The sequence below is a fragment of the Dyella humi genome, assembly GCF_044904605.1.
GTDB classification, from domain to species: domain Bacteria; phylum Pseudomonadota; class Gammaproteobacteria; order Xanthomonadales; family Rhodanobacteraceae; genus Dyella_B; species Dyella_B humi.
This window is the reverse complement of the sequence record NZ_JADIKI010000023.1, coordinates 2226319-2240278: the sequence shown is the minus strand read 5'-3', so window position 1 is coordinate 2240278 and position 13960 is coordinate 2226319. Positions and strand designations below refer to the sequence as shown.

Sequence of the window (13960 nt, the reverse complement as noted above, 5' to 3'; positions counted from 1 at the left end):
AGAGGGGAGAGGGAGATAGATCGCGGCTACAATACCCGGATGCAGATCGGCCCCTACCGCATCGACCCGCCCGTGGTGCTCGCGCCCATGGCCGGGGTCACCGACAAGCCTTTCCGCCTGCTGTGCAAACGGCTGGGCGCGGGGCTTGCCGTGTCCGAGATGACTACCGCCGATCCGCGCCTGTGGCGGACGCGCAAGTCGCTCAAGCGCATGGACCACGAGGGCGAGCCCGAACCGGTCAGCGTGCAGATCGCCGGCTACGACCCGGCCATGCTCGCCGAAGCCGCGCGCTTCAACGTGGCGAACGGCGCGCAGATCGTCGACATCAACATGGGCTGCCCGGCGAAGAAAGTGTGCAACGTGTGGGCCGGCTCCGCACTGCTGCAGGACGAACCGCTGGTCGCGCGCATCGTAAAAGCCGTGGTGGATGCGGTGGATGTGCCCGTCACGTTGAAGATCCGCACCGGCTGGGATCGCCAGCACAAGAACGCACTCACCATTGCGCGCATCGCCGAAGACAACGGCATCGCCGCGCTAGCCGTGCACGGCCGCACGCGCGCCGATAAATACGAAGGCGAAGCCGAATACGAAACCATCACCGCGGTCAAAGCGGCGGTGCGCATTCCAGTGCTCGCCAATGGCGACATCACCACGCCGCAGCAGGCCCGGCACATACTCGACGTCACTCGCGCGGATGCGGTGATGATCGGCCGTGGCGCGCAGGGCCGGCCATGGATTTTCCGCGAGATCGCGCATTACCTCGCCACCGGCGAACGGCTACCGGAACCTTCGCCCTCAGACGTATCAGCCATCTTGCTCGGCCATCTCGAACATCTCTACGCTTTCTATGGCGAGCAGGCCGGCGTGCGAATCGCTCGCAAGCATCTGGGCTGGTACGCGAAAGATCGCCCAGAAAATATAGCCTTTCGCGACGTGGTCAATCGCGCCGAGCATGCACACGATCAATTGTGCTTGACCCGCGAATACTTCGAGACGTTACAGAACAGCTGGCGTATCGCCGCCTGAACGTTGATCGCCGCAAACCCTTACGGCACTTGAACGGGCATCATCGGCAAATCGTCTCTGGTTTGCATGCCATGCTCCGCCTACCCCTTTCGCTTCGCCTGTTTCTTTTGCTCAGCTCGGTACTGCTGCTTAGCGGTTGCGAGGCGAGCTTGTTTGCCGGCTTGAACGCCACCGACCGGCGGGCAGGCATCGAAGCGCAGCGCGGTATCGTGTTCGATGAAGCACACGGCTTGAAGTTGGATGTTTATCGTCCCGTCGGTGTGGTGCATGCACCGATCGTGGTGTTCTTCTATGGCGGCAGTTGGGTGCACGGTGAACGTGCGTGGTATCGCTTCGTTGGCACTGCGCTGGCATCGCATGGCGTGGTGGCGGTTATCCCCGACTATCGCAAATATCCGCAGGTGAAGATGGATGGCTTCATGCAGGATGCGTCGCGAGCGGTTGCGTGGGTACACGAACATGCCCGAGCACTGGGTGGCAGTCCGGATGATCTGTTCGTGATGGGTCATTCGGCAGGCGGGCAGATCGGCGCGCTGCTGGCGACCGATCCATCCTGGCTGGCGCCTTACGATTTGCGTCCGAACGAACTGGCTGGCTTCATCGGCATGGCTGGCTGCTATGACTTCATACCGATTCCCGCGAACGAAAAGGACATGCTGGGCATGTTCGGTCGCGATGAAGCTTCGCAAGCCCGCGCCCAGCCGGTGCGCTTCGTGCACGGTGACGAGCCGCCCATGCTGCTGTTGCAGGGCAGCGCCGATCGCGAGGTCGATCTTTCCAATGCCCGGTCTCTCGCTCGTGCACTGCAAGCTCATCACGAAGATGTAACGCTGCGGATGTATCCAGGCGTAGGCCACAACGCATTGGTCTTTGCATTCTCTCGACCCTTCCACGCCGATGACCCTGCGCTGGAAGATGTACTGAGCTTTGTTCATGCGCATCCGGTAGCCGCCGTGCACTGATCGCCGTGCACTCCCCGATGACGATGCGTCGGAGTAACGTAGAAACCTGCTCCATCGCCCCTGATCCGCTGCGGACGTTTCGGCATGAACAGCATCGCTACCGGAGACTTCCCCTATATCCACGGGTTTTCCGGCGAGGAACAGACGCGCCTGGTGCGTCAGGCACGCATGTTCGAAAGCACCCTGTTCAGTCACATCGATTACAGCGGCGCGAGGCGACTGCTGGAAGTGGGTTGTGGCGTGGGCGCGCAAACAGAGATCCTGCTGCGGCGCTTTCCCGATCTGCACGTTACCGGCGTCGACCGTTCCCCGGCCCAGTTGGCCGCGGCCGAACGCCATCTCTCAGCTAAAGCCTGGTGCGAATCGCGCTTTGCGCTCCGGCAAGCCGATGCCGCCGATCTGCCATTCGCCGACCGCAGTTTCGACGCGGCTTATCTGTGCTGGGTGCTGGAACACGTGCCAAGTCCGGCGCGCGTGCTCAGCGAAGTGCGCCGCGTGCTGGCGCCTGGTGCGGTGGTGTACATCACGGAGGTACTGAACTCCTCGTTCTTCCTCGATCCGTATTCGCCCAATCTGCTGCGCTATTGGATGGCCTTCAACGACCATCAGTATGACAGCGGCGGCGATCCCTTCATCGGCGCCAAACTTGGCAACTTGCTGCTGGCTGGGGGATACCGCGACGTGCAGACGGAAGTAAAGAACGTGCACCTGGACAACCGCCAGCCTGGGCGGCGCAAGCAGATGATCGAGTTCTGGGAAGAACTGCTGCTCTCCGCCGCCGAACAGCTCATCACCACCGGCAAGACGGATGCAGGCACGGTGGAAGGCATGCGCAACGAGTTGCAGGCGGTGCGCAACGATCCGAACGCCGTGTTCTTCTTTGCGTTCGTGCAGGCACGGGCGATGGTGTATTGAGCTCACCCTTAGACGAGCCCCATCCCACGATTTGACCTAGGCTATCCATACGGCTATCGTTCGCCGCGTCGAGGCTTTCATCTCTCTATAAAGATAGAGAGATGAAATTAAAAGGGAAGCCGGTTTGAATCCGGCGCTGCCCCGCAGCGGTATGTGGAAACGACCTTCGCCATCAGCACTGGGCAGATGCCCGGGAAGCGGCGAACAGTAGGTGGCGTCATGCCTCGTCCACGAGCCCGAAGACCTGCCCCGACCGAAGCTGGCCGTTCGCAACGGTGCGCTTCGTACGACCTGGACTCCGCGGGGAGACCTGGCACGCGTCGCTCGCCGACGCGGCGTCGACCTGCCCGCGCTGCACCCAGTTCGCCCGCGGGGGCGAAGGTCGACGGTGCGCATCTCGGGCCACGCTCGCGGTCGCGCCTGCCTTCGTTCCTCTTTGCCATGCATCGCAATGAGGAATACACATGACACACACAACTTATCTCGGCTTTCCACGTATCGGCCGTCGCCGCGAACTGAAACGTGCACTGGAAAATTACTGGCGCGACGGCAACGCCACAGCACTCCTCGATACCGCGCGGGAGCTGCGGCAGCGACATTGGCAACTCGCCAGCGCGTGGGCGCAGACCGTCGCCGTCAACGACTTCTCGCTGTATGACCACGTGCTCGATACCGCGGTGCTGTTCGACGCCGTACCCGATCGCTACCGTCCGTTGCTGCGCGACGATCCGCTGGCCGGCTACTTTGCTATGGCACGCGGCAATCGCGAACTGCACGCGTTGGAGATGACCAAATGGTTCGATACCAACTACCACTATCTCGTGCCGGAACTGCACGCCGGTCAACGCTTTCGCCTTACCGTCAACAAGCCGTTGAATGAGTGGCTCGAAGCGCGTGCGCTGGGGCTGGATGCGCGCCCGGTGCTGCTGGGTCCGGTTTCGTTTCTGCGCTTATCCAAAACCGTGGATGGCAGCGATGCACTGAACCTGCTCGACGCGTTGCTTCCCGTTTACGCCGAACTGCTGAAGCAGTTGGCGCAAGCCGGCGTTCCTTGGATCCAATTGGACGAACCTTGCCTTGTGCAAGATCTGGATGCGGCCACCCGACACGCCTACGTCGCTGCTTACAACACCCTGGCGATCGGCCCGTCGCCCAAGCGGTTGCTGGCGACTTATTTCGGTGGACTTGGTGACAATCTGGAGCTTGCCGCCAAGCTGCCCGTCGATGGACTGCATGTCGATCTGGTGCGTGCGCCGGAACAACTCGACGACGTCCTGTTCGCGCTGCCCGAACATTGCGTTCTGAGCGCCGGCATCGTCGACGGGCGCAACATCTGGCGCAGCGATCCGCGACGCGTATTGCCGCTGCTGGAAAAAATAGCCGCATCGCGTGGAACCGAGCGCTTGTGGCTAGCACCATCCTGTTCGCTGCTGCACGTACCTTTCGATGCCGCGCAGGAAACCTCCTTGCCCGCCCCACTACGAAGCTGGTTGGCCTTTGCTCAGCAGAAGCTGGAAGAGCTTCGCCTGTATGCCGGCGCGCTGGACGACGATGACCGCGCCAAGGAGGCCCTGGTTGAACAAGGCTTCGTATTGGCCGCGCGCAAGCACGCGCCAGGCGTGCATCGAAGCGAAGTGCAGGCACGGGTGCATGCATTGAGCCCGCAAGCCACTCATCGGCGCTCGAATCTTCTCCATCGCCGCCGCGTACAGGCCGATACGCTGCAACTGCCGCCCTTGCCCACTACGACTATCGGCTCGTTCCCGCAGACCGATGCACTTCGCCAGGCGCGTGCCGATCACCGCGCCGGACGCATCGACAACGCCGCTTACGAAACCGTGCTGCGCGAGGAGATCGAACGCGTCATCCGCTTTCAGGAACGCATCGGCCTCGATGTGCTGGTGCATGGCGAACCTGAGCGCAACGACATGGTGGAATATTTCGGCGAACAGCTCGACGGCTTTGCCTTCACCCGAGGCGGCTGGGTGCAAAGCTACGGCTCGCGCTGCGTGAAGCCGCCGATCATCTGGGGTGACATATCGCGACCACAACCGATGACGGTGCGCTGGTCACGCTATGCGCAATCCCTTACCGACAAACCCGTCAAAGGCATGCTGACCGGCCCGGTGACGGTGTTGCAGTGGTCGTTCGTGCGCGACGATGTGTCGCGCGAGCAGGTCTGCCTGCAACTCGCCCTGGCTTTGCGCGACGAAGTGTGCGACCTAGAAAACGCCGACATCCGCGTGATCCAGATCGACGAACCGGCACTGCGCGAGGGTCTGCCGATCCGCCACGCCGAACACGCCGCCTATCTGGACTGGGCCGTGCGTTGCTTCCGCATTGCCGCTGGTGGTATTCGGGATGCCACCCAGATCCATACGCATATGTGCTACGCCGAATTCAACGACATCATCGAAGCAGTCGCCGCACTGGACGCCGATGTCATTTCCATCGAGAGCAGCCGCTCACGCATGGAACTGCTGCAGGCCTTCGAGGATTTCCGCTATCCGGGCAGCATCGGCCCCGGCGTGTACGACATCCATTCGCCGCGCGTGCCGTCGCAGGCGGAAATGACCGACCTGCTCGAACGCGCACTTACCGTGCTCGAACCAGGACAGCTGTGGGTCAATCCGGATTGCGGACTCAAGACGCGTGGCTGGAAGGAAACCGAGCCGGCCCTCGTCGCGATGGTGAATGCGGCGCAAGCCGTGCGCGCCGCGTTGACCGAGACCTGATCTCTTAGGCTTGAATGCCAATCCCAGCATCACCGCAAATCGTATTGCTGGGGTTGTCACCCCAGCCTACGCTGGCACGGCCCCTCCCCGCTTTGGGGAGGGGTTGCCTGAACCCTAGATTGCACCGTCACATTGATATGCCAGACTGACCAGTGAAACCCGGAGCAGGGGCGTGTATCATCCGCAATTCCCCTTTCCATCTCTTTATCCGTAAAGAAGGATATAAGCCACGATGAGCAACTACCTCTTCACCTCCGAATCGGTCTCCGAAGGCCATCCGGACAAGGTCGCTGACCAGATCTCCGACGCCGTGCTAGACGCGATCCTCGCCCAGGATCAGCGCGCCCGCGTGGCCTGCGAAACCATGGTGAAGACCGGCGTGGCGATTGTCGCCGGCGAAATCACCACCAGCGCCTGGATCGACCTGGAAGCGCTCACCCGCAAAGTGATCGTGGACATCGGCTACGACTCCAGCGAGGTCGGCTTCGACGGCGAGACCTGCGGCGTGCTGAACCTGATCGGCAAGCAGTCGCCGGACATCAACCAGGGCGTGGACCGCAAGAAGCCCGAAGAACAGGGCGCCGGCGACCAGGGCCTGATGTTCGGCTACGCCACCAACGAAACCAAAGATTTCATGCCGGCGGCGATCTACTACTCGCACCGCCTGGTGGAACAGCAGGCCAAGGTCCGCAAGAAGAAGAACTCGCCGCTGCCGTGGCTGCGTCCGGACGCCAAGAGCCAGGTCACCCTGCGCTATGAAAACGGCGAGGCCACCGCGATCGACGCCGTGGTGCTGTCCACCCAGCACGATCCGAGCGTGAAGCAGAAGGACCTGGTCGAAGCCGTACGCGAGCACATCCTGAAGCCCGTGCTGCCGACCAAGCTGCTGCACAAGGGCACCAAGTTCCACATCAACCCGACCGGCAAGTTCGTGATCGGCGGCCCGGTGGGCGACTGCGGCCTGACTGGCCGTAAGATCATCGTCGACACCTACGGTGGCTGGGCCCGTCACGGCGGTGGCGCGTTCTCGGGCAAGGATCCGTCCAAGGTGGATCGTTCGGCCGCTTACGCCGCACGTTACGTGGCTAAGAACATCGTGGCCGCCGGCATTGCCGACCGCTGCGAAGTGCAGGTGAGCTACGCCATCGGCGTGGCCGAGCCCACCTCGATCTCGGTCACCACCTTCGGTACCGGCAAGCTCAGCGACGACAAGATCGAGAAGCTGATCCGCAAGCACTTCGATCTGCGTCCGTACGGCATCATCAAGATGCTGGACCTGATCCATCCGATGTACCAGCAGACCGCCAGCTATGGCCACTTCGGTCGCACGCCTTACGAAGTGAAGGACGCGGACGGCAAGACCTACACGGCATTCTCCTGGGAGAAAACCGACAAGGCCGAGGCCCTGCGCGCGGATGCCAAGCTCAAGTAAGCCTGGGCGTATCCCGCTTCAAATCAAAAACCCCGCGGCTCGCCGCGGGGTTTTTATTTGGTCACGCCATTTGGTAGCACACGCCCCAAGCGTAGATAGCTGGAAGATCGCTACGCTTGGGGTATGTGGAGAACGCCGTCATCACTTAAATGGTTAATTACAAAGCGCTCCCGGTTATCGGGAGCGCTTCTTCGCTTAAAGTCTGACCATGCAAAATGCTTAGCTCGGCTGGAAGCTATCAACGCCAAGCTTTCTATTGTTGAAAGAGACCTGATGGCAATTGATCTAACGTTGCCGCAACATGAAATTCGAGTCGAACCAACGGAAATCCGCCCAGTCAAACCGCATCAAAGGAAGGCACCGGTGGGTTACGGTCAACTCGGGCGGTTGTTACTAAAGGTTCTCAGAAGCCACAACGATTGGCTTACGGCTATGGCAAAGAGTTACGTGGCCTTTTTGGGCGCCGGCGGGGTTCCAAATATCCTGGCATGCCATCAATAACGTCCCGCTGCGGCATGACCTCTCGCATGCTTTGGAACGGTAGTTACAGATTAACTAGCCTCCTTCCTTAAAGAGCTTGACGCCTCTTCGCATTATTGTTCTCATCAGCACGACGCACCCGCCATGTCAATGCGGGTATTGGACAGGGGACAACGGATGGTTATCAGTCGAGCAGCGTTTTGCGTTTGTTGCATGCTGGCACTCCTAACGAGCGGGTTGCTCCACGCGCAACAAAACGGCACGGTTACTTATGTATATACCGACCCCCAAGGTACCCCCCTGGCGGAAACGGATGCCAATGGCAACATTACCGCTACGTATGACTACACACCATACGGAACGATTGCGTTAGGCACGCCACCCAATGGACCTGGATACACCGGACATGTGGATGACCCCGAGACCAATCTCGTCTACATGCAGCACAGGTATTACGACCCAGCAACCGGGCATTTTCTCAGTATTGATCCTGTCGGGCCTACGGCAGGTAACACCTTCAGCTTCAACCGCTACGATTACGTCAACAACAACCCAGTTGATCACATCGATCCCGATGGACGTACCTGTACGGAAGCCAATAAGACATACACGTGTCAAATCGACACAGTAGTCACACAAGAGAACGGCAAGACTGTAACTAGGAATGCGACCGCGGCGGATCACAAAACGTATGCAGGTTTGGAAAAGTCTCTGACAAAGGCGGTCAACGCGGCGGCTAGTTCGGGAAAGACCGCGGATATATCGTTTAAGAGTGGTGGCACGACCTACTCATTTTCTATTTCGGGTACTTCGGTTGCCGAAAACTTGGGAGGACGCATAATAAGTGTCGATCCCCTTGAATCTGGGGCTATGGATACGAAGCGCAATACGACTACTGTCGATCAGGCTGGGATCCAGCCGGGTCGCACGGTCGTCGGAGATGCGGAGAGGACGCAAGAGGTTTATTTTTTACATGAGGGAATCCATCGAAGTCACGAAGAAAGGAAAGCCCTTGGAATAACCGGATTATGGCAGATGGACAAAGATCAAGATTCTCATCAAGGCCCTTATAACGCTGCAGCGAATTCCTTTTTGGAACCTAACCAATGAATGTCGTGACGATAACCCTGGCTGTTGCTAGCACTTCTCTGAAGTAAGTATTTGGCAGCTGTGGACATCAGATGAACATTCGAGTTCTGACGTGTATTTGGGCCGTTATAGATCCGAAGCGGGCCTTGTCGATCGGCGGGGTCTGATCGCCTTACGGTAGGAAGGAAGACGTGGCGTCGCTGTCTGGAGTGGTTCACTTAGGAGCCCGGCACAAAGACAGGAAACAATCAATGCGCTCAATACTTTCCAACATGCTGCTAGCTCTGGCCCTGGCTGGCTGGGTGCAGTCCGCCGCCTCTAGCCAGTCGTACTGTGCAACGGGTCAGGTAAGTCCAATCAAGTTGCGAGTGACAGTTCGGCCTGAGAGACGTCAGGACTTCATCAAGTTATTGCAATCCGACAAGGAGCCCATCGCCCTCGGTGCTAGCTACGTTGGTAGAGCAGAGACGTCGGACTCTATGAGCATAGACTTTTTAGAAATATTTGATGCGAAAAGGGCATCAAAAATTTCTATTCAGGCAGACAACAAGAAACCATCTTCTGTATTTGATTTTTCGTTTTGGAGTTGCAATACGACTCGTAGCCTGGAACCGTACCAGGATGCAGTTCGCAACAGGGTCACTCAGTTTGGTGTGGTATCCGTAGTAGAAGTAGTTTCTAAGTGAGCTGTGGAGGAGCACTCAGAACTTGGCTCTCGTGAGCGAGATTGGGCTGAAGTTGAATTGATCCAAACCAGATGTGCTTCTAAAGACTGTTGCAACCAGGTGGGGCGGCCTCGGGTCGGCCAGCGCCACGATGTCCTGCTCGTCGGCTGCGACCATTCCTGATTCTGGTATCTTGTATTTCAGTCGGCCAAGCAGCTACGAAAGGAGCTTAAACATGAATGAGATCCTAAAGAGCGTTGGCGAGGGTATTGAGGAGGGGCTCCGCGAAGCACCGCGCGAATTCGTTGTGCCCTTCACCTTGTTCTGGCGCGGGTGAAAAGCTTTAACCATGTGCTCAATACGGCGTTAGCGGAAGCACACGCGTCGGCCCGCAGTAGCACAACGCGCTTGCACAAATAATTTAGCTCGACCTACGGTTTCATTCTGATTAAACGAAAAAGGCCGGCATAATCTGTCCAGCCTTTTTCGTTTTGCAGTTCATCAGATAAGGGCGTTTTAGTTCAATCTTTTGATTTAATTGAAATTATGCGGCAAAGACATATTCCGTTGTCGGCCGCTTCTCAGTCTTGGGGCGTCTGCTACTAAATGGCGTTTGGTCAGATGCGATGCAAGCGACAAACGAGGCAGGCCCTGCCCGCGCCGCCGTTCAATCGTGCTGGTCGTTTGACGAGGCCAGCATCACCTTCTTGTGCTTGCGATGCGACAGGCGAGTGGTTGATCCCTTATGCGTCGCCTTGCTCACGCGCGGGCAGCTCTTGCTGTGTGGCGTACAGCGTGAGCTGCGGCGATGCGCAGGCGCGGTCTCGTCTGCCTCTGCCGTGCCGATCGGGGACAATGCGGCCAGAACGCGGCGCGTGGTGCTGGGTACGCCGGCCTGGGCGACCAGCGTTTCCGGAGTCGGCTGGTTATCAAAACCATCGTCCAGCAGGCGGGCCATCAAGTTGTCGCGCGCCGAAGCGCTGCGGCCGCCGAGCACCACGGCAAACAGGCGACGCCCGTCCCTCACCGCCGTGGAAGCGAGATTGAAACCGGAGGCATCGGTGAAGCCCGTCTTCAGGCCATCCATACCTGGATAGCGGTCCATCAGCCTATTGTGGCCGCGGATGAGTTGACCGCGGAACACGAACTCCTCGGTAGAGAAGTAATGCGTGTATTGGGGAAAGTCGCGGTATAGCGCCATGGCGAGCTTGGCCATGTCGCGCGCCGTGGACGTATTGTTCGGGTCCGGCAGGCCACTGGCGTTGGCGAAATGGGTGGTGCTCATGCCGAGCAGCGCGGCCTGCGCCGTCATCATCTCGGCGAAATGACCTTCATTGTCACCCAGGCTTTCTGCGATGACGCTGGCCGCGTCGTTGGCGGATTTGGTCACCATGCCGAGGATGCAGTCGTTCACCGAAATCGTCTGGCCAGTGCGTAGACCGAGCTTGGTCGGAGCGCGGGACGCGGACCAGCTAGACACCGGCAGATCCTGGTCCACCTTCAGCTTGCCGGTCTGCAGCGCCTGGAAGGTGAGGTACAGCGTCATCATCTTGGTCAGCGAGGCCGGGTAGTTCTGCTCGTCCGCATTGACCGCGCTGAGCACCTCGCCGGTGGCCGGGTCGATCACGATGGCGGCATAGCCCGCGTGCGCTACACCGACAAAGCCGAGGCCGAACAGCATCACCGCTGCGAACAGGCCACACAGCCGTGTTAACAACTGCATTGGCTGAATGGATTGAATGTTCACCACGGCCTTCACTCCCGACACCGCGGTGCCACCCCCGCGCGTCTTGAACCTTAATGCAAGGCGATCGCAATTTCCAGAGGAAACGCTTTAATCAGCCATGCTAAGTACATGTTTTTGTAAATTTTACCGGCCCGGCCGGCGTAAAATTTCGTTAATCGCGTGTGATCGCAAGTTCAAGGCTACATCGACATTTGGCTCTTTTTTCTTTAGCGGAAGCTTTTCGCTTCACCTGACAAGGGAATGCAAGGAGCGAGCCAGTAGAATGGCGCCATGCCTCTGATCCAACTCCAGCGCGTCGACTTCAGCGTCGGCGGCCCTCTTCTGCTCGAACACGTCGACCTTACTGTCGACGCGAATGAGCGCGTGTGCATCGTCGGTCGTAACGGCGAAGGCAAATCCACTCTCATGAAACTGATCGCCGGGGAATTGCAGCCCGATGACGGTGAAGTGCGCGTGCAAAGCGGCGTGGTCGTCGCGCGTATGGCGCAGGAGGTGCCGCAAGATACGGCCGGCAGCGTATTCGATGTGGTCGCCGAAGGGCTGGGCGATCTCGGCCATCTGCTCGCGCGCTATCACCATCTGCTCGCCGAAGGCGATTTCGATGCGCTAGGCGACGTGCAGAACCAGATCGAAGCGCAGCATGGCTGGGATCTGGATCGCCGCGTCTCTGACGTGCTGACGAAGTTGGAACTTCCATCCGACACCGATTTCGCCGCGCTTTCCGGCGGCATGAAGCGCCGTGTGTTGCTAGCGCAAGCATTGGTGCGCAAGCCCAGCGTGCTGTTGTTGGACGAACCGACTAACCACCTGGATATCGAAGCCATCGGCTGGCTCGAAGGTTTCCTCAAGCAGTTCGAAGGCAGCATCGTATTCATCACGCATGACCGCAGCTTTCTGCGCGCGCTTGCTACGCGCATCGTCGAGATCGATCGCGGTCAGCTCACCAGCTGGCCAGGCGACTACGACAATTACCTGCGCCGCCGCGAAGAACGCCTGCACGCTGAAGCGCAGGCCCAAGCCTTGTTCGATAAAAAACTGGCGCAGGAAGAAGTGTGGATTCGCCAGGGCATCAAGGCGCGCCGTACGCGCAACGAAGGCCGCGTGCGCGCATTGAAGGCGTTGCGTCGCGAACGCGCCGAGCGTCGCGAGTTGGGCGGGAACGCGAAGATGTCGCTTGCCAATGCACAGGCATCCGGCAAGAAAGTGATCGAGCTGGAACACGTGCATCAAGCTTACGGTGGTCGCGTGCTGATTGACGATCTCAGCACCACCATCATGCGCGGCGATCGCGTCGGCATCATCGGCCCCAACGGCGCGGGAAAGAGCACGCTTCTGAAGATTCTGCTCGGCGAACTAAACCCGCAGCGCGGCGATGTTTCGCTGGGTACGGGATTACAGATCGCCTACTTCGACCAGCACCGCACGCAGCTCAACGATGCCTTGAACGCGCTGGACAATGTCGCCGAAGGCCGCGAGTACATCGAACTCAACGGCCAGCGCAAACACATCATCGGCTACCTGCAAGACTTCCTGTTCTCGCCCGAACGCGCTCGCGCGCCGATCACGCGCCTTTCGGGCGGCGAACGCAATCGTCTGCTGCTGGCCAAGCTGTTCGCGCAGCCGTCCAATCTATTGGTGATGGACGAACCGACCAACGACCTCGACGTCGAAACGCTGGAATTGCTCGAAGAATTGCTCACCGAATACAAAGGCACACTGCTGCTGGTTTCGCACGATCGCGAATTCCTAGACAACGTGGTCTCGAGCACGCTGGTGCTGGAAGGCAACGGCACGGTGGGCGAGTACGTGGGCGGCTACAGCGACTGGCTGCGGCAGAAGCCGGTAGAGCGTTCGCCTGCTGAAACGGTGCCAGCAGCAAAACCCGTCAATGCAAATACGCCGGCTGAACCGATCAACGAGAAACCGAAGCGCAAGCTCAGTTACAAAGATGCGCGCGAGCTGGAGCAATTGCCTGCGCGTATTGAGCAGCTCGAAGCCGACGTCGCGGCGCGCGCCGAGGCGATGAACGATCCTTCGTTTTATCAGCAAGACAACGCGGCGATTCAGCGTGCGAATGATGCGATGGCGAAAGCGCAGGCGGAGCTGGAATCGGCGTATGCTCGGTGGTCAGAGTTGGAGGGCTAACCACTCTTGCTTCAGCATCTCTCTTCGCCGTCATTTCCGCGAAAGTGGGAATGGCGGCCATAAAGATACGAATCCAAGCAAGCGTTCAGTGATCTTCCACCAGCTTCGCTGCGTGGGCATGCATGATGCGATCCGTCCAAGCGATGCCAATCGCCGAAAGAATGAATACCACGTGGATGATGGTCTGCCACATCACACCCACCGGCGTCAGCGTTGCGCACTTCAACGCACCGCCCGTGCCATTGCTCGCTGCGATGGTAGCCAGCATATCGGCCGAGCAGAACGGCAGGCCTTCCAGCGTGCCTGCGGCGATGAAAGTCTTCAAGAGGTGAATAGACGATATGCCGATGATCGCCATCGCCAGCTTCACCTTCAGCATCGACGCATTCACATGCGACAGCCATTCCGGCTGATCCGGATGGCCTTCCAGGCCCAACCTTGAGACAAAAGTTTCGTAGCCACCGACGATCACCATGATCAACAGGTTGGAGATCATCACCACATCGATCAGGCCGAGCACGATCAGCATGATCTCCTGCTCGCCCAGGCTCGGCGCTTCGTGGAGCAAGTGCCACAGCTCTTTGCCAAATAGGTATACGTAGACGCATTGCGCCACGATCAGGCCGACGTACAGCGGCAGTTGCAGCCAGCGCGAGCTGAAAATCAGCAACGGCAATAGGCCGAGGTTGGGACGGGGATGAATTGGCTGGTCCATAGGCGCTTCACTCCTTCTGTATACGTGCGTTTTTTTATTCGCTTGATGC

Annotated in this window: 9 protein-coding genes and 1 riboswitch; of the genes, 7 read left to right on the top strand and 2 right to left on the bottom strand. The window is 59.2% G+C overall.

Annotated features, from left to right (window positions below; genetic code table 11):
- Nucleotides 1-39 precede the first annotated feature (39 nt).
- The 6 genes from dusB (at nt 40) to ISP18_RS20960 (ending at nt 8660) form a co-directional block, all read left to right on the top strand.
- Nucleotides 40-1026, top strand: a complete 987-nt coding sequence (dusB, locus tag ISP18_RS20985; RefSeq protein ID WP_380007035.1) for a tRNA dihydrouridine synthase DusB — start codon at nt 40-42, stop codon at nt 1024-1026.
- Nucleotides 1027-1097: 71 nt separating this feature from the next.
- The gene (locus ISP18_RS20980) at nt 1098-1988 is read left to right on the top strand and encodes an alpha/beta hydrolase (RefSeq protein WP_380007032.1); all 891 of its coding nucleotides are present in this window, start codon (nt 1098-1100) and stop codon (nt 1986-1988) included.
- Between the two features lie 84 nt (nt 1989-2072).
- Entirely contained in the window at nt 2073-2903 is an 831-nt protein-coding gene (locus tag ISP18_RS20975; protein ID WP_380007030.1) for a class I SAM-dependent methyltransferase, read from the top strand.
- A gap of 54 nt (nt 2904-2957) precedes the next feature.
- Nucleotides 2958-3169, top strand: a riboswitch (cobalamin riboswitch).
- Nucleotides 3170-3367: 198 nt separating this feature from the next.
- Nucleotides 3368-5638: a 5-methyltetrahydropteroyltriglutamate--homocysteine S-methyltransferase gene (gene metE / locus ISP18_RS20970; protein WP_380007028.1), complete on the top strand. Its 2271-nt coding sequence runs from the start codon at nt 3368-3370 to the stop codon at nt 5636-5638.
- A gap of 232 nt (nt 5639-5870) precedes the next feature.
- Nucleotides 5871-7070 carry a methionine adenosyltransferase gene (metK, locus tag ISP18_RS20965; protein WP_380007025.1) on the top strand — a complete coding sequence of 400 codons (1200 nt, stop codon included), beginning with the start codon at nt 5871-5873 and terminating at the stop codon, nt 7068-7070.
- Between the two features lie 693 nt (nt 7071-7763).
- Nucleotides 7764-8660: an RHS repeat-associated core domain-containing protein gene (locus ISP18_RS20960; RefSeq protein ID WP_380007022.1), complete on the top strand. Its 897-nt coding sequence runs from the start codon at nt 7764-7766 to the stop codon at nt 8658-8660.
- 1311 nt (nt 8661-9971) lie between these two features.
- Here ISP18_RS20960 and ISP18_RS20955 read toward each other — a convergent pair.
- Nucleotides 9972-11054: a D-alanyl-D-alanine carboxypeptidase family protein gene (locus tag ISP18_RS20955; protein WP_380007019.1), complete on the bottom strand. Its 1083-nt coding sequence runs from the start codon at nt 11052-11054 to the stop codon at nt 9972-9974.
- A gap of 267 nt (nt 11055-11321) precedes the next feature.
- Between ISP18_RS20955 and ISP18_RS20950 the strand changes: the two genes are divergently transcribed.
- Nucleotides 11322-13196, top strand: coding sequence for an ATP-binding cassette domain-containing protein (locus ISP18_RS20950; protein ID WP_380007016.1), 1875 nt, complete (start codon nt 11322-11324; stop codon nt 13194-13196).
- Between the two features lie 85 nt (nt 13197-13281).
- Here the strand turns inward: ISP18_RS20950 and ISP18_RS20945 are convergent, their stop codons facing one another.
- Nucleotides 13282-13911: a TIGR00645 family protein gene (locus ISP18_RS20945; RefSeq protein ID WP_380007013.1), complete on the bottom strand. Its 630-nt coding sequence runs from the start codon at nt 13909-13911 to the stop codon at nt 13282-13284.
- Nucleotides 13912-13960: the final 49 nt, after the last annotated feature.